Annotated in this window: 15 protein-coding genes; 13 read left to right on the top strand and 2 right to left on the bottom strand. The window is 65.7% G+C overall.

What is annotated here, in order from left to right; translation table 11 throughout:
* Positions 1-92 precede the first annotated feature (92 nt).
* Both ML401_RS10255 and ML401_RS10260 read left to right on the top strand, forming a co-directional pair.
* Positions 93-377 carry a hypothetical protein gene (locus ML401_RS10255; RefSeq protein ID WP_194406889.1) on the top strand — a complete coding sequence of 95 codons (285 nt, stop codon included), beginning with the start codon at positions 93-95 and terminating at the stop codon, positions 375-377.
* Positions 378-460: 83 nt separating this feature from the next.
* Positions 461-1,174, top strand: a complete 714-nt coding sequence (locus ML401_RS10260; RefSeq protein WP_285811819.1) for a peroxiredoxin-like family protein — start codon at positions 461-463, stop codon at positions 1,172-1,174.
* 179 nt (positions 1,175-1,353) lie between these two features.
* Here the strand turns inward: ML401_RS10260 and ML401_RS10265 are convergent, their stop codons facing one another.
* A complete protein-coding gene (locus tag ML401_RS10265) occupies positions 1,354-2,235 on the bottom strand; it encodes a LysR family transcriptional regulator (RefSeq protein ID WP_194406891.1) in 882 nt (293 codons plus the stop codon).
* Between the two features lie 178 nt (positions 2,236-2,413).
* Between ML401_RS10265 and ML401_RS10270 the strand changes: the two genes are divergently transcribed.
* The 3 genes from ML401_RS10270 to ML401_RS10280 all read left to right on the top strand — a co-directional run bounded on the left by ML401_RS10270 (position 2,414) and on the right by ML401_RS10280 (position 5,470).
* Positions 2,414-3,238: a 3-hydroxybutyrate dehydrogenase gene (locus tag ML401_RS10270; protein ID WP_194406892.1), complete on the top strand. Its 825-nt coding sequence runs from the start codon at positions 2,414-2,416 to the stop codon at positions 3,236-3,238.
* Between the two features lie 61 nt (positions 3,239-3,299).
* The gene (locus tag ML401_RS10275; protein ID WP_194406893.1) at positions 3,300-4,442 is read left to right on the top strand and encodes a patatin-like phospholipase family protein; all 1,143 of its coding nucleotides are present in this window, start codon (positions 3,300-3,302) and stop codon (positions 4,440-4,442) included.
* Between the two features lie 77 nt (positions 4,443-4,519).
* Positions 4,520-5,470: an oxygenase MpaB family protein gene (locus ML401_RS10280; RefSeq protein ID WP_285812654.1), complete on the top strand. Its 951-nt coding sequence runs from the start codon at positions 4,520-4,522 to the stop codon at positions 5,468-5,470.
* 200 nt (positions 5,471-5,670) lie between these two features.
* On the opposite strand, the gene glgA is transcribed toward ML401_RS10280, so the two are convergent.
* The gene (gene glgA, locus ML401_RS10285; protein WP_194406894.1) at positions 5,671-7,086 is read right to left on the bottom strand and encodes a glycogen synthase GlgA; all 1,416 of its coding nucleotides are present in this window, start codon (positions 7,084-7,086) and stop codon (positions 5,671-5,673) included.
* A 192-nt stretch (positions 7,087-7,278) separates the two neighbouring features.
* Between glgA and ML401_RS10290 the strand changes: the two genes are divergently transcribed.
* The 8 genes from ML401_RS10290 (at position 7,279) to ML401_RS10325 (ending at position 16,253) form a co-directional block, all read left to right on the top strand.
* Positions 7,279-8,475, top strand: coding sequence for a CaiB/BaiF CoA-transferase family protein (locus ML401_RS10290; protein WP_285811825.1), 1,197 nt, complete (start codon positions 7,279-7,281; stop codon positions 8,473-8,475).
* Between the two features lie 129 nt (positions 8,476-8,604).
* Complete coding sequence (locus tag ML401_RS10295) at positions 8,605-10,149, top strand: ABC transporter substrate-binding protein (protein WP_212065372.1); 1,545 nt, start codon at positions 8,605-8,607, stop codon at positions 10,147-10,149.
* Positions 10,150-10,156: 7 nt separating this feature from the next.
* A complete protein-coding gene (locus ML401_RS10300; protein ID WP_212065371.1) occupies positions 10,157-11,107 on the top strand; it encodes an ABC transporter permease in 951 nt (316 codons plus the stop codon).
* A complete protein-coding gene (locus ML401_RS10305; RefSeq protein WP_212065370.1) occupies positions 11,094-11,966 on the top strand; it encodes an ABC transporter permease in 873 nt (290 codons plus the stop codon). Before ML401_RS10300 ends, ML401_RS10305 begins: the two co-directional genes overlap by 14 nt.
* Positions 11,963-12,955, top strand: a complete 993-nt coding sequence (locus ML401_RS10310; protein ID WP_212065369.1) for an ABC transporter ATP-binding protein — start codon at positions 11,963-11,965, stop codon at positions 12,953-12,955. Before ML401_RS10305 ends, ML401_RS10310 begins: the two co-directional genes overlap by 4 nt.
* The gene (locus tag ML401_RS10315) at positions 12,952-13,923 is read left to right on the top strand and encodes an ABC transporter ATP-binding protein (protein ID WP_211417854.1); all 972 of its coding nucleotides are present in this window, start codon (positions 12,952-12,954) and stop codon (positions 13,921-13,923) included. The genes ML401_RS10310 and ML401_RS10315 overlap by 4 nt, the downstream gene beginning before the upstream one ends.
* 75 nt (positions 13,924-13,998) lie before the next feature.
* The gene (locus ML401_RS10320; protein WP_285811834.1) at positions 13,999-15,066 is read left to right on the top strand and encodes an alcohol dehydrogenase; all 1,068 of its coding nucleotides are present in this window, start codon (positions 13,999-14,001) and stop codon (positions 15,064-15,066) included.
* Between the two features lie 107 nt (positions 15,067-15,173).
* Positions 15,174-16,253: an isocitrate/isopropylmalate dehydrogenase family protein gene (locus tag ML401_RS10325; RefSeq protein WP_212065366.1), complete on the top strand. Its 1,080-nt coding sequence runs from the start codon at positions 15,174-15,176 to the stop codon at positions 16,251-16,253.
* The last annotated feature ends 60 nt before the right edge of the window (positions 16,254-16,313 follow it).

Below are 16,313 nucleotides of genomic sequence, written 5' to 3' on the forward strand. Positions count from 1 at the left end.
GGGCAATTGCATTTCCGCTTTCGCGTCATTCGGCGTCCGATGACAGGGCGCCCGATTGGCGGGCGTTCACGTCAATCCGGAGGAGCACCCCCATGCCGAAATTGTCCAAGACCCTGATCGCCACCGCAGCGTTTGCCATTATCGCCACCTCGGCTTTCTCGGAGGCCGCCTGGGACTTCAAGGCCGGCATGGCCTATGTCTATGGCGGCCCGGGCAAGATGTCGGCGATGGCCATGGCCCCGGCCGAGAAGAACCACGAGGCGATGATGAAGAACGCCAAGAAGGTGCCCGACAACACCGTCTTCTTCATGAGCAACGGATCGATGTACTATACTTCGGGGCGGCTCGATCCGACCGGCAATTTCTACGTGAACTGAACGGGTCCTGGCATCGCGGCCGCCCCTTGCGGGCGGCCGAACCGGGAAACTAATATTCACCGAATGCAATGCCGGAGCAGAAGATGACGTCTCTCTCGCCAGCCGATGCCAAACAGCTCAGGCTCGCCTTCCAGCGCTGTCGCGACATGGACGGCACGCTGAACGAGCAGCTCCGCGCCTATGCTGATGCCAGCCGCGCGGTCTTTCCGGCCTATGGCGAGGCCGTCGACCGCCTGGTGGCGAGATTGGGCGGTAACGGCGGCGGCGAGACCGCGCCGCGTCCGGGCGATGCGATGCCGCCGTTCATGCTGCCGGACGAGGGCGGCCATCTCGTCACGCTGCCTGCGCTGCTGGAGCGCGGTCCGCTCGCCGTGATGTTCTTCCGCGGCCACTGGTGTCCCTATTGCCGGCTCAATGTCCGCGCCGTGGTCCAGGCGCTCGATCGCATCAAGGCGATGGGGGCGCAGGTCGTCGCGGTCATGCCGGAGACGCAGGAATACACTCGGCAGCTCAAGGCCGAATCCGGCGCGCCGTTTCCGATCCTGACCGATCTGGACAACGGCTATGCGCTGTCGCTCAATCTCGCGATCTGGCTCGGCGCCGAGATCCAGGGCCTGTTGTCGTATCAGGACATGGCGAAATTCCACGGCAATGACGGCTGGTTGCTACCGATCCCGGCCGTGTTCGTGGTCGGCCGCGACGGGATCGTCAAAGCCCGCTTCGTCGACCCCGATTTCCGCAAGCGCATGGAAATCGATGATCTGCTCGAGGCGCTGGAGAGTGCGAGCAGGGGTTGAGGCTGCGCACACTCTTCCCCTCCTTGCTTGTGGGGAGGGCGGCTCGCCGCGAAGCGGCGAGACGGGTGAGGGTTCTCTCCGCGCGTGAATCTTTTGCGTCGAATACGCGGACAGAACCCCTCATCCGGCGCTTCGCGCCACCTTCATCCGCAAGGGGAGAAGGGAAAAAGCCGTCCCTATTATCCCGCGATCTCGCGCCAGTCGGCGCCGCGCAGCATGCGCATCACGGCATTGGCGACCGCCGTGCGCTGCCGGCCGGCCACTCCGTAAAGGCTGACGGTGCGACGGGCGTCCAGTCCGGCGACAGTGGCGCGCGTCAGCGTTTCCGGTAAGGGGGAAGTGTGCGGCATCATGGCGACGCCGATATCGGCCTCGACGAGCTCGATCAGGTCGCGCTCGCTCGAAATCTCGTGGCCATGCTCGATGCCGTGCTCGCGCAGGCTGGCGGAGATGCGGCGCGAATGCTCGCAGAACGTCCGGCTCAGCAATTGCTCTGAGCGCAGATCCTCCAGTTCGATGCTGCTGCGTCCGGCCAGCCGATGTCCGTCGCCAACGACGAGCTCGAAGCTCTCGGTGAACAGCGGCCAGGCGTCGAGCCGGTCCCAGGCCTCGTCGATCTCCGCGGCGATGCCGAGCTCGGCCTCGCCCTTCTTCAGGAATTCACCGACCTCGCGGCTCGTCCCGCGCAGGAAGCGCAGTTCGAGCCGGTTGAACTGTCGCCTGATCTCGTTGAGGTGCGGGATCAGCAATGCCAGATCGATCGAATGCGTCAGCGCGATGCGCAGCGCGCCGATCTCTCCGCTCCTGAACGAGGAGGCGAGCGAGCGCGCGCCGGCGGCGGCGTCGAAGCACTGCTTCAGGAGCGGATGCATACGCTGGCCGAGCTCGGTCAGTTGCGCCGCCGGCCGCTCGCGGCGAAACAGGTCGCCGCCGAGCTCGGCCTCGAGCTGCTTGATCGCGCGCGTCAGCGAGGGCTGCGTGACGTTGCACTCCTCGGCCGCGCGCGTGAAGTTCAAAAGCTGCGCCACCGCGAGGAAATAGCGGACCTGGTGCATTTCCATGGATCGGCTCCCCAGCAAGATGGGCTCGAATCTAGCCGATCGGAACGGGAAATGACATCCCGCCCGCAATAGCGCGGACGTATGGAGTCGGAAGCCAGCCGGTATTTCCGTTTGGGCTGGCGATCCTTCAAGTCTTGCGAAGGCTGGAAGCCCAGTCATCGCCGACGGAGACCGTGTCATGAACATACCGCTGAAGCCGCAGACATCCCAACCTGCGCGCGCGCTCGCCGGCAGGGTCGCGCTGGTCACGGGCTCGACCAGCGGCATCGGTCTTGGGATCGCACGTGCCCTGGCGGCAGCCGGCGCCGATGTCGTGCTGAACGGTCTCGGTGTCGTCGCCGAGATCGGCCGGACACGGGAACAGATCGCCGCCGAGTTCGGCGTCAAGGCGAGCTACTCGCCGGCCGACATGACGAGACCGAAATCGATTGCCGAGATGATCGCGGCGACCATCGCCGAGTCCGGCCGGCTCGACATCCTCGTCAACAACGCCGGCATCCAGCATGTCGCGCCGCTCGAGCAGTTTCCGGTCGAGAAATGGGACCAGATCCTCGCGATCAACCTGACCTCGGCCTTCCACACCACGCGGCTCGCGCTGCCGGCGATGCGCCAGAACGGTTTTGGCCGGATCATCAACGTCGCCTCGGCGCACGGCCTGGTCGGCTCGCCGTTCAAGGCGGCCTATGTCGCCGCCAAGCACGGCATCGTCGGTCTGACGAAGGTCACGGCGCTGGAGACCGCGGAGGCGGGTATCACCTGCAATGCGGTCTGTCCCGGCTACGTCTATACGCCGCTGGTCGAAGCGCAGATCGACGGGCAGGCCAAGGCGCACGGCATCTCGCGCGATCAGGTGATCCGCGACGTGCTGCTCGCGCAGCAGCCGAACAAGCGCTTTGCCACGGTCGAGGAGCTCGGCGCGCTGACGGTGTTCCTGTCGACGGACGCGGCGGCTTCGATCACCGGCATCGCGCTTCCCGTCGACGGCGGCTGGACCGCGCACTAACATGAGCCGGCGTAACAAGCCGCCTTCGGCAGCGGCAGTGCAAGCTGATCAGGAGCGACACATGAATGGTACGCAGACGAACATCCAGCGCAAGGACCTGCCGGGGCAGGTGGTTCTCGTGCTCCAGGGCGGCGGCGCACTCGGCTCCTATCAGGCCGGGGCCTACCAGGCATTGCACGAAGCCGGCATCGAGCCGGACTGGATCATCGGCACCTCGATCGGCGCGATCAATGCGAGCCTCATTGCGGGCAACGCGCCCGAGCACCGGCTTGCGCGCCTGAAGGAGTTCTGGAAGCGGATGGAGCAGCAGCCGGTCTGGGATTGGCGCACCGCGTTTCCGGGCTTCAACGAGAAGCTGGCCTATTGGGCGACCGTGACCCACGGCATTCCAGGTTTCTTCCGCCCGAATCCGCTGGCACATGCCGGCGATTCCTACCCACTCGGTGCCGATCACGCGGGCTATTACTCGACCGCTCCGCTGGAGAAGACGCTGTGCGAGCTCGTCGATTTCGATCTCGCCAACCGCTGCACGCCGCGCCTGACGGTCGGCGCAGCTCATGTCGGCACGAGCGAGATGCGCTATTTCGACAGCCGAGACGGCGAACTGACGGTGAAGCATGTCATGGCTTCGGGCGCACTGCCGCCCGCTTTTCCCGCCGTGCGGATCGATGGCGAGCTCTATTGGGACGGCGGCATCCTCTCGAACACGCCGACCGAAGCGGTGTTCGACGACAACCCACGCAGGGACTCGCTGATCTTCTCCGTTCATCTGTGGAACCCGGTCGGGCCCGAACCCACCACGATGGCGGAGGTGCTGAACCGGCACAAGGACGTGCAATATTCCAGCCGGATCGCGAGCCAGATCGTCCGTCAGCAGCAGGCCCATCGCCTGCGCCATGTCATCAACCAGCTCGCGGCGCGGCTCCCCGAGAGCGAACGCAACGATCCTGCGGTGAGGGAGCTGACGAGCTACGGCTGTCCGACCCGCATGCATGTCGTGCGGCTGCTGGCGCCGCAGCTCGAGCGCGAGACCCATACCAAGGATATCGACTTCAGCCCGGCCGGGATCACGCGGCGCTGGCACGCCGGCTATGCTCACACGAAGTCGGTGCTGGCGCGCAAGCCCTGGATCGGCGAATTCGATCCGCTCGCCGGTGTGGTGCTGCACGAGCATACGGACGAGATGCCGATGGCGGCGGAATAGGGACGGCGCCGCTCTTCATCGAATTGCCACAGGGCTTGCCGATCGTCGGTCATCCCACGCAGTCGAAGGGCGTGCAGATGGTGTCCGCGAACGATCTCGAGGCAACGCTCGATCAGGTCCGCGCTTGCGCAGCGGGGCCGGTCGCCGGAGTGTTCGGCCCTGACACGCTGACCTGGCGGATCGACCGCGAGGCCATCATCTTTCTCGGCGCCGGCCGCGCGTTGTTGCTGCAGCTGGCCCACCCTTGGGTCGCTGCCGCCATCGCCGAGCATTCCAGCACGTTTGCCGATCCGATCGGCCGCTTCCATCGCACCTTCGACATCGTCTTTGCCATGGTGTTCGGCTCGCTCGACCGGGCCTTGCTATCGGCCCGGCAATTGCACCGTCGTCACAGCATGATCGTCGGAGAGATGCCCGAGACCGTCGGCCCGTTCGCGGCAGGCTCGCGCTATTGTGCCAACGACATTCCGTCGCTGCGCTGGGTTCACGCGACGCTGGTGGAGTCCGCGCTGATGGCGCACGATTTGGTGCTGCCGTCATTCTCGGCGGAGGAGCGCGAGCGTTACTGGATGGAGAGCCGGCTGTTCGGTGCCTTGTTCGGATTGACCTCGGACGATCTGCCGGCGGACTGGTCGGGCTTTACCGCCTACACCGCGACGATGGCGCAGTCGGAGACGCTGACCGTCAGCCCGGCGGCACGCGAGATCGCGATGCAAATCTTCAGCGGCGCGCGACCATGGCTGCGGCCGCCGCGCTGGTATCGCGCGCTGACGGCGCGGATGTTGCCGGAGCCGATACGTGCAGGCTTTGGGTTTGAGCTGGACGCGCGCGACGAGAAGGCGGCCGACAATGCGCTGCGCTGGATCCGGCGCGTCTATCCGAAATTGCCGGCCAGGCTGCGCTACGTCGGGCCCTATCAGGAAGCGCAGGCGCGCTTGCGCGGCGAGCCGCAGCCCGACTGGATGACCCGCTGTCTCAACCGCGCCTGGATCGGTCGGCCGCAGATGGACATGCGCGGGAAGGGGTGAAAGCCTCTCGTGTCCCGGACAAGCCACAACGCGCAAAGCGCGTTGCGGCGCAGAGCCGGGACCCAGGGGGCCACGAACTCCGGCGCATCATGGGCCCCGGCTCAGCAGCGCACCGTCGAAGAGACGCTGCGCTGCGTCCGGGGCACGAAGCCGGAGTGGAGCGCAGACTCTCTCAACGCCGTCATTGCGAGGAGCCTACCTCACACCGACGCCAGCTTCCGATACAGCGCGCTGTAGCTTCCCGCCGAGATGCTCCAGGAGAACGAACGTCCCATGGCGCTGCGGCGCATGGTGTCGAGCTGGTCTTGCGCCCTGAAAGCCGAGAAGGCCCGGCGGACGCCGCCGAGGAAGGAATCGCGCGAGGGTTTCGAGAACAGGAATCCGGTCTCGCCGTCGGTGATGGTCTCGGCGAGGCCGCCGGTCTGGTGCCCGATCGGCAGCGAGCCGAAGCGCTGGGCGTACATCTGGCTGAGGCCGCAGGGCTCGAAGCGCGACGGCATCAGGGTGAAATCGCTGCCCGCAAAGATGCGGCGAGCCTGGGCGTCGTTGAAGCCGATCACCACGCCGATGGCGTCGGGGCGGCGGCGATGCGCGTCGATCAGGGCCTGCTCGAGCGCCGGCTCGCCGGAACCGGTGACCACGATCTGCCCGCCGGCATCGACGATCTCGTCGGCTGCCGACAGCACGAGGTCGATGCCCTTCTGGTGCACGAGGCGCGCGACGATGCCGAACATCGGGCCGCGCGAGACCGCAAGGCCGAATTGCTTGCGGACGTAATCCGCGTTGGCCCTCTTGCCGACCCAGTCACCGGCGCCGAACTGCTGGGCCAGCTGGGCACAGGAGCGCGGGTCCCAGCTCTCGTCGATGCCGTTGAGGATGCCGGTGAGCTCGGCCGCGTCCGAGCGCTGACGGAGCAGGCCCTCCAGACCGCAGCCGAACTCGGCCGTGGTGATCTCCCGCGCATAGGTGCCGCTGACGGTGGTGAGGTGCGAGGCGTAGACGAGGCCGGCCTTGAGGAAGGAGAGCTGGTCGTAGAACTCGATGCCGTCGATGTGGAAGGAGCTCTCCGGTGCGCCGATCCGCCGCAGCGCCTCCTTCGGGAAGAGGCCCTGATAGGCGAGGTTGTGAATCGTCAGGATCGACGGCAGCTTGGCGCCGCCCCAGGCGAGATAGGCCGGCACGAGCGAGGCCTGCCAGTCATTGGCATGGATCAGGTCTGCTGCCCAATTCTTGTCCAGCCTGCCCATGGCCAGCTCAGCGGCTGCCGAGGCAAAGCGCGCGAAGCGAATGTCGTTGTCCGGCCAGTCGCGTCCGGACTCGTCGCCATAGGGGTTGCCCGGCCGATCGTAGAGTTGCGAGCAGAGCAGCACGTAGACCGGCATTCCGTCCTTGGTCGCGGCCCGGCCGAGCGAGCAGGCCGGCATTTCCGCGAACGCCGGACAACGGCCAACGACCTGAATATGCGTGAGTTGTTCGATGATGTCGCGATAGCCGGGCAGCATGATCCGGATATCGGCGAAGGAGCGCAGGGCGCGGGGCAGGGCCGCGGACACGGCGCCGAGTCCGCCGACGCGGACGAAGTCGTCCATCTCCGTGGTGACGAACAAGACCCTCAAGAACAGCTGCCCTCTTCCGATCCCGTTTGCTGTTATGCCAGAACGGGTCCAGTTGTCCCGGAAATTCCCAAGCCCGCCTACGAGACACGTCGGTTCGGTAAAGACTTTCCTACTCAGCCGCCGCCCTCTAGGGTCGGCGCATCAACAAGAGAGAACATTGATTGTTCCTACGCGACCGAGGACGCAGCAAGTATGCAGCTAGCAGATGAGCATGAGGGGATGACGACAAAGGCCTTCGCGGGCCTCAGGGTCCTGGATTTTTCGACCACCATCGCCGGTCCTCACTGCGCGCGGATGCTTGCCGACATGGGCGCCGAGGTCATCAAGATCGAGACCGACGGCGGCGAGACGATGCGAACCCGGCCGCCTCTGCGCAAGGGTCATAGTACCACGTTCGGCCAGCTCAATGTAGGCAAGAAGAGCGTGGTGCTGGACCTCAAATCCGAGGACGGCAAGGAGGCGGTCCGCCGGCTGGCCGCGACATCGGATATCCTGGTCGAGAACTTCCGCCCCGGCGTGATGCACCGGCTGCGGCTCGACTACGACAGGCTGCGCACCGTCAATCCGAGGCTGATCTATTGCTCGATCTCCGGCTACGGGCAGAGCGGCCCTTCGGCCGAGCTACCGGCCTACGCGCCGGTGATCCATGCCGCCTCCGGCTACGACATGGCGCATCTCGCCTACCAGCCCGGCCGCAATCGCCCCGATTATTGCGGCATCTATCACGCCGACGTCGTCACCGGCACCTATGGTTTCGGCGCGATCGCGTCCGCGCTCTATCAGCGGACCGTGACCGGGCTCGGCCAACACATCGACGTGTCCATGCTGGAATCGATGCTGTCACTGACGCTGACCGAATTGCAGAGTGCGCAATTCGCCGTGAAGCCGCCGCCACGCCCGATGTTCGGGCCGACCGAGACGGCAAGCGGCTATGTCATGATCACGGTCGCCAGCGAGAAGACATTTCAGGCGCTGATGGGTGTGATCGGCCGTCCCGAATGGATCACCGATGCGCGCTTTGCCACCTATGCCCCGCGCCGCGAGAATTGGGCGGAGGTGATGGACGGCGTCGAAGCCTGGTCGCGGCAGTTCACGACCGATGCGTGTCTCGCAGCGCTCAGTGCGGCCGGCGTGCCGGCTTCGGCCTATCGCACCGTGTCCGAGGCGCTGGCCGATCCGCAGCTCGCACACCGGCAGGCGCTCACGTCCGTGCAGGACGAGGGCGGCACCTTTCGGGTGCTCAACCTGCCGTTCCGGATGTCGGGCGCCGACACCACGCCCGCCAAGACGATGGCTGCGCTCGGCGAGCATACGGATGCGCTGCGCGAGGAGCTCGGCCTCGCTGACGAGGCGCCAATTCCGACAGGCAAAACCGCCGCGACATTCTGAGCAGCATTGCGTCGCACATGCGGCGTCATCTCGCGCGCGTTCCTCTTGCCGCCACGCGCTTTTGTCGTCAATCTCGCTTCCAGTCATTCAGCGATCCGAAACATCGGACGAGGGATCCCGGGAGGAACCATGACGAAGATTGCTGCCGCGGCGCGCAAGCACGCGCCGATTTTCCTTGTTGCGGCATTTGGCATCCTTCCGCTGGCCGAGCCTGCGCAGGCGCAGAAGTCCGGCGGCAGCATCACCGTCGGCCAGGAGCTCGACATCCCCGGCTTCGACCCGCTCAAGGTCGGCGTTTACGACACCTCGACCAACACCGCTGCCGCCGCGATCTTCGACACGCTGACAACGCTCGACGACAAGGGCGAGCCGGCACCGAAGCTCGCGGTGTCCTGGACCCATTCCGACGATTACAAGAGCTGGACCTTCAAGCTGCGCGAGGGCGTGAAATTCCACGACGGCACGCCGTTCAATGCGCAGGCCTTCAAGGAGAATTTCGACCGGCAGAAGGACCCCGCCAACAAGTGCCGCTGCGCCTTCTACATCACCAACATGAAGGAGGTGCTGGCGCCGGACGAACACACCGTCGTCTTCAATCTGACCGATCCCTCCGTGAACCTGCCGGCAACGATCACCATCCAGAGTCAAAACAATGTCGTGCATTCGCCGACGGCCTGGAAGACCAAGGGCGACGACTACAACCGCAACCCCGTCGGCACCGGTCCCTACATCCTGAAATCATGGACCGCCGGCGACCGCATGGTGCTGGAGAAGAATCCCAATTACTGGGACAAGGGCCGGCCCTATCTCGACCGCATTGTCCTGAAGCCGTTGCCCGATGCGCAGTCGCGCTTCGCTTCGCTGCAATCGGGCGAGGCCGACATCATCTGGGACGACGAGAACGACGCCGACAACATCATGAAGGCGCAGAAGGACCCCAAGCTCACCGTTCACACCTACAAGGGCTCGGGTGCGCAGGTTTACGCCTTTAACACCAAGGTGGCGCCATTCGACGACGTTCGTGTGCGACAGGCGCTCGTGATGGCGATCGATCGCCCGAAGATGTCGCAGGCGATCACCAATGGCCTCAGCCGGCCCGCGACCAACCCCTATGGCGACGGCTCCTGGGTCAAGTGCAAGGACGACGGCGCGCTGCCGTTCGATGTCGAGAAGGCCAAGGCGCTGATCAAGGATTACGGCAAGCCGGTCGAGTTCAAGACGCTGGTGACCGCGACGCCTAGGGGCCGCATGGTCGGCCAGGTGCTGCAGCAGTTCTGGAAGCGCGTCGGCGCCAACATGGAGATCGAGCAGGTCGATCAGGCCACCATTCCCTCGCGTGCCTTCACCCGCCAGTTCCAGATGACGCCGTGGCGCATCGTCGATCTCGCCGATCCAGATCCGCAAATGTACGCGAATTTCCGCACCGGCAGCCCGCTGGCGCTCGCCGGGTATTCGAACCCCGAGCTCGACAAGCTGCTGGACCACGCGCGCGTCACCGCCGATGTCGGCCAGCGCACCGAGGATTACTGCGCCATCGGCCGCCTGATCAACAAGGAGGCGATCTGGTTCTGGACGTTCCAGAACACGTATTACGCGCTGTCGAGCGCCAAGCTGAAGGGCTTCCCGAAGATCTACAACGGTGTGATCGACGTTTCGACGACCTGGCTGGAATGACGGCGCGATGCTGAACTTCGTCGTTCGGCGACTGCTTGCCATGCTGCCGGTGCTGCTCGCGGTCTCGCTGCTGACCTTTCTGATCGCCTCGCTGCTGCCGGGCGATCTTGCTTTGGTCATCCTCGGCGATCAGGCGACGCCGGAGAACGTAGCGGCGCTGCGCCGCGACATGGGGCTCGACCAGCCGCTGTGGTGGCGTTATCTGAGCTGGCTCGGTCACGTCCTGCAAGGCGACCTCGGCCGCTCGTTCCGCACCGGGCAGACGGTGTTGCAGGCGGTCGCCGAGCGCATTCCGGTCTCGCTCGAGCTGATGCTGATGGCCGAGTTCATCGGCCTCTTGATCGGCGTTCCCGTCGCGATCGCCTGTGCTGCGCGGGCCGGCGGCGCGTTCGACCGCTTCATGACGGGCAGCGCGTTCGCGATGCTGTCGATGCCGTCTTTCCTGATGGCGATCCTGCTGATCTATTTGTTTGCGGTCGAGCTGCACTGGCTGCCGGCGACTGGCTATGTGCCGTTCACCGAGGAGCCGCTGGGCAATCTGCGCTTCTTCGTGCTGCCGGCGCTGACGCTGGCGCTGGCGGAATGGCCTGGCATCATGCGGGTGCTGCGCTCCGACATGATCGCGACCCTGCAGGAGGACTATATCGCGCTCGCCAAGGCAAAAGGCCTCAAGCCGGCGCGTATCCTGTTCGTGCATGCGCTGAAGCCGTCGTCCCTGACCCTGGTGACGGTGACCGGCATCAATATCGGCCGCCTGCTCGGCGGCACGTTGATCGTGGAATCGATCTTTGCGCTGCCCGGCATCGGCCGTCTCCTGGTCGGTGCGATCTACACCCGCGACCTCGTCATTCTCCAGGGCGTGGTGCTGTTGGTCGCCTGCGGCTTCGTCATCGTGAACTTCATCGTCGACATGCTCTACGCCGTGCTCGACCCCAGGATCCGCCATGCCCGCGCTTGAGCTCTCGATGCAGGACGAGGCGGTGCCCGTGCCGGCTGGCCGCAAGCGCCAGCTCGGCCTCTTGTTCTGGCTCGCGAGCACCTGGCTCGCGATCATCCTTGCGCTCGCGATCCTCGCGCCGGTGCTGCCACTGCAAAATCCCGTCGACATGGACATGCTGGAGCGACGTGCGGCGTTCTCCAGCGCGCATTGGTTCGGCACCGACGGACTCGGCCGCGACGAGCTTGCCCGCCTGATTTTCGGCGCGCGGGCCTCGCTGACGGTCGGGTTGATCGCACCGATGATCGGCCTGACTATCGGCGGCGCGTTTGGCCTGCTCGCCGGCTATTTCCGCGGCCGGTTCGAGACGCTGGTGGTCGGCGGCATGGACGTGCTGCTTGCCTTTCCGCCGCTGATTTTTGCGCTCGCGGTGACCGCTTATCTCGGCCAGTCGGTCCCCAACCTCACCCTGATCCTCGGTGTGCTCGGCATTCCCGCCTTCATGCGGGTCGCGCGGGCGGCGACGCTGACGCTAGCGCGGCGGGAATTCGTGATTGCGGCCGAGGCGCTCGGTGCCAGCCATGCGCGCATCCTCCTGCGCGAGCTGTTGCCAAACGTGATCCTGCCGCTGCTGGCCTTCTTCCTGCTCGGCGTCGCCGTCACCATCGTCGTCGAGGGTGCGCTGTCCTTTCTCGGTCTCGGCGTGCCGCCGCCGATGGCGAGCTGGGGCAGCATGATCGGCGAGGGGCGCGACAGCCTCGACGTCGCGCCGCGGCTGGCGTTTCTGCCGGCGGCCGGACTGTTCCTGACCGTGCTGGCCTTCAATCTGGTCGGCGACACCTTGCGGGCCCTGACCGACCCGCGTCAGGGGGCGCTGTGAGCGGCCCCCTTCTGACCATCGCGAACGTCGCGGTCGAGCTGCCGACCCCGCGCGGAACGCTGCGGGCCGTCGATCATGTCGACCTGTCGCTGGAGGCGGGCCGCACGCTCGGCATCGTCGGCGAATCCGGTTGCGGCAAGACCATGCTGTCGCGCGCGGTGCTGCAGCTGCTGCCGAAAAAGGCAAAGCTCACGGGTCGCGTGATGTTCGACGGCCAGGACCTGGTGCGGCTCGCGCCGGAACGCCTGCGACGCCTGCGCGGGCGCGACCTCGCCGTCGTGTTCCAGGATCCCATGACCTCGCTCAATCCGGTCCTGACCATCGGCACACAGTTGATGGAGACGATCCAGGAGCATCTCGAGCTCGATGCGCCCGAGGCACGGAAGCGCAGCATCGAGCTGCTGGCGGCGGTCGGCATTCCCGCGCCGGAGCAGCGGCTCGCGCAATATCCGCATCAATGTTCCGGCGGCATGCGACAGCGCATCGCGATTGCGATCGCGCTGTCCTGCGAGCCGAAGCTCTTGATCGCGGACGAGCCGACGACCGCGCTCGACGTCACTATCCAGGCGCAGATCCTGGATCTGCTCGCGCGCGAACAACGCCGCCGCCACATGGCCATGATCATCATCACCCACGATCTCGGCGTCGTCGCCGGCCGTGCCGACGAGGTCGCAGTGATGTATGCCGGCAGGGTGGTGGAGCGCGCACCGACCTCGGCCTTGTTCAAGCGCATGCATATGCCCTACACCGAGGCGTTGCTGGCGGCGATCCCGAAGCTGGATGCCGCGCCGCATACGCCGCTGCCGGCCATCTCCGGCCGCCCGCCCGATCCGACGCGACCGCTGCGCGGCTGCTCCTTCGCGCCGCGCTGCCGCTATGCGGCGAGCGATTGTCACCACGCCAAGCCCGCGCTGACGCGCGCGGAGATACCCGGACATCTCTATGCCTGCTTCCATCCGATCCAGATGACGGAGGGAGTTGGCGCATGATGCAGCCTGCCGTGCGCGCCGAACCGCTCCTGAACGTCGACAATCTCGTCGTAGAATACGGTCTCGGCAACAAGACGGTGCATGCCGTTTCCGGCGTCAGCTTTCAGGTCGCGCGCGGCGAGACGCTGGGGCTGGTCGGCGAATCCGGCTGCGGCAAGTCGACGCTGGGCCGCGCCGTGCTGCAATTGCGCCGCGCCAGATCCGGGCGTGTACTGTTCGACGGCGAGGATCTCACCGCGATGGAGGGCGAGGCGTTGCGCAAGATGCGCCGCCGCGTGCAGCTGATCTTCCAAGATCCGATCGCTTCCCTGAACCCGCGCCGCCGCATTGGCGACATCGTGGCCGAACCGCTGATCATCGCCGGCGTCAGGGATGCGGCCGAGCGCAAGCGCAGGGTTTACGAGGTGCTTGGCGCGGTCGGGCTCGATCCTGATCTCGTGGCGAACCGCCTGCCGCATGAGTTCTCCGGTGGCCAGTGCCAGCGCATCTGTATCGCACGGTCTCTGGTGCTCAATCCGGAGTTCATCGTCTGCGACGAGCCGGTCTCGGCGCTCGACGTCTCCATTCGCGCGCAGATCCTCAACCTGCTGGAGGAGATGAAGGCGCGGTTCGGCCTGACATTGCTGTTCATCGCGCATGATCTTGCAGTGGTCAAAGCGGTCAGCGACCGCGTCGCGGTGATGTATCTCGGCCGTCTCTGCGAGGTCGGCCCTTCCGAGCAATTGTTCGCGAGGCCCGCGCATCCCTATACGGGACTGCTGTTGCAGGCGATCCCGGTGCCCGATCCGGACGTTCGTCCCGCCGAGAGTGTCGCGGGCGGCGAGCCGCCATCGCCGATTGCACCGCCGTCCGGCTGTCGCTTCCGCACCCGCTGCCCGCGGGCTGATCAGCGATGCAGCGCGGAGATACCGGAGTTGCGCGAAGTCGCACCCGGCCAGTTCGTGGCTTGCCATCATCCGCTGGCCTGAACTAAGACCGGTTTGTCTCGCCTTGCCGGCCATGGCATGGTGGCGCGGCGACAAGAAGCATGCGGGAGGACGCCGATGAAGAGTTTCAAGGTTGCCGATTTCAAGGCGCCGTTGCAGGAGTTCGACGAAGCGACGCCGCAGCCGTCGGGCACGCAGGTGCTGATCAAGGTGAAGGCGGCCGGCGTCTGCCACAGCGATCTCCACATCTGGGAAGGCGGCTACGATCTCGGTCACGGTCGCAAGCCGCTCTCGCTGAAGGACCGCGGCATCAATCTGCCGCTGACCATGGGACACGAGACCGTCGGCGAAGTCCTGGCTTTCGGCCCCGATGTGAAGCCGACCGACCAGGGCGATCTCAAGCTCGGCGACGTCGGTCTCGTCTACCCCTGGATTGGCTGCGGCAAATGTCCGACCTGCCTGGCTGGCGACGAAAACATGTGCCTGACGCCGCGTTCGCTCGGCGTCTATTGCGACGGCGGCTATTCCGATCACATGCTGGTGCCGCATCCGCGCTATCTGCTCAATCTGAGAGGGCTCGATCCGGCGACCACCGCGCCCTATGCCTGCTCGGGCGTCACCACCTACAGTGCGCTGAAGAAGGTCGAGCAGTACTTCGATACGCCGATCGTGATGTTCGGTGCCGGCGGCCTCGGCCTGATGGCGCTGTCGCTCTTGAAGGCGATGGGCGGCAAGGGCGCGATCATGGTCGATATCGACGCCAGGAAACGCGAAGCCGCCGAGAAGGCCGGTGCGCTTGCCACCGTCGACCCCAAGGCGCCCGACGCGCTGGAGCAGCTTGCCAAGAAAGCGGGCGGGCCGATCCGCGCCGTGATCGACCTCGTCGGCAACGCTGCGACGACCCAGCTCGGGTTTGATTGCCTCACCAAGGGCGGCAAGCTCGTCATCGTCGGCCTGTTCGGCGGCGGCGCGACGTGGGCGCTGCCGCTGATTCCGATCAAGGCGATCACGATCCAGGGCAGCTATGTCGGAAACTTGCGCGAAACGCAGGAGCTGCTCGACCTCGTTCGCACCAAGAAGGTGCCGCCGATCCCGGTGACGACGGCGCCGCTCGCCAAAGCCAACGATGCGCTGTTGCAATTGCAGCAGGGCGCGGTGGTCGGGCGCACGGTGCTGACGCCGTAATTCAGTTGTCGTTCCGGGGCGATGCGAAGCATCGAACCCGGAACCTCGAGATTCCGGGTTCGGTCCTGCGGACCGCCCCGGAATGACACCTTGTCTTAGGAATATCCATGTCCGCAAACAACGCCTTCCACATTGCCGTGCTCGCCGGTGACGGCATCGGTCCCGAAGTCATGGCGCCCGCGCTCGAGGTGCTGCGCAAGGTCGGCGACAAATCTGGCCTGAGCTTCCGCTTCACCGAGGCGCCGGCTGGCGCCACCAATTATCTGGCGACCGGAAAATCGATGCCTGATTCGACGATCAAGCTCTGCGAGGAGGCCGACGCGATCCTGCTCGGCGCCTGCGGGCTGCCGTCGGTGCGCTACCCCGACAATACCGAGATCGCGCCGCAGATCGAGCTGCGCTTCATCTTCGATCTCTATGCCGGCGTGCGGCCCGCGCGCCTCATTCCTGGCGTGCCGAGCCCGATCGTCGGTGCCGACCAGCGCGGCATCGATCTCGTCGTGATCCGCGAATCCACGGAAGGGCTGTTCGCCTCGATGGGCAAGGGCGTCGTCACCCACGAGGAGGCGCGCGAGACCATGGTGATCACGCGCAGGACTTCCGAGCGTCTGTTCGAGTTCTCGTTTCGCCTGGCCGAGCGGCGCAAGGCGCGCGGCAAGCCGGGGATGCTCACCTGCGTCGACAAGGCGAACGTGTTCAAGGCCTTTGCATTCTTCCGCGGCATCTTCGACGAGATCGAGAAGAAGCATCCTGGGGTGAAGACCGACCGGCTCTATGTCGACGCCTGTTCGGCGATGCTGGTGAAGCGCCCCTGGGATTTCGACGTGATGGTGATGGAGAACATGTTCGGCGACATCGTCTCCGACATCACCGCGAGCCTGATCGGCGGCCTCGGCATGGCGCCGTCGGCCGACATCGGCGACAAATACGCGGTGTTCCAGCCCTGCCATGGCACGGCGCCCGATATCATGGGGCAGGGCAAGGCCAATCCGACCGGCATGATCCTGTCGGCGGCTATGATGCTCGACTGGCTCGCCGACAAGCACGGCGTCGAGAGCGCGGCGGAAGCGGGCGAGACGATCGAGCGTGCGGTGGATCAGGTCTATGCCGGCGGCATCAAGCCGATGGAGTTCGGCGGCAGCAACGGCACCGCGGACATCACGAAAGCGGTGCTGGGCGCGCTCTGAAAAGCAATCGAGGGCTCCAGTTCATCTCAAAGAAAAGGGGCCTTACGGCCCCTTTGTCGT

It is taken from the genome of Bradyrhizobium sp. 62B, assembly GCF_030272265.2.
Lineage (GTDB): Bacteria > Pseudomonadota > Alphaproteobacteria > Rhizobiales > Xanthobacteraceae > Bradyrhizobium.